At 56.7% G+C, this 393-nt stretch carries 1 protein-coding gene; it reads left to right on the top strand.

Annotated elements, in window-relative coordinates; all coding sequences use genetic code 11:
* Positions 1 to 200 (top strand): hypothetical protein (locus tag AUR66_RS11795; protein WP_058572579.1); only part of this gene is annotated, 200 nt, incomplete at its 5' end.
* Positions 201 to 393 lie beyond the last annotated feature (193 nt).

Below are 393 nucleotides of genomic sequence, written 5' to 3'. Positions count from 1 at the left end.
GGCTCGTCATTGTCTGGCAGGCTGATTCCCTCGCCGAAGTATTCACGATGAGTCACGACCAAAAGAAGAGCCTCAAGCGCCACAAGCGTTCAGCGATGAAGTCTGGGCTCATCCTGTCGATACTCGGACCGCTGTACACCGTTGCAGGGGGAATAATGGGACTTCCGCTCGCCCAGTGTGTCGACCTCGCACCCTGGTAACTCGGATATACACACCCCGAGTTTCCCTGATGCGTCCTAATGCGTGGTCTGTCGTGGTTGCCTGCCTCCTCGTAGTGAGTAGCATTGCCGGACTCGTGACTGCAACCCCACCACGCCCAGGAACAGAAGACAACGGATTGACCGAGAACGAGTCAGCGACGCTGTGGTCTCGTGACTCAGACGAGTACATGAA

The organism is Haloferax profundi (genome assembly GCF_001469865.1).
GTDB lineage: Archaea > Halobacteriota > Halobacteria > Halobacteriales > Haloferacaceae > Haloferax > Haloferax profundi.
Note: the sequence above shows the minus strand (reverse complement) of the source record. Positions and strands in the feature narration are given on the sequence as shown.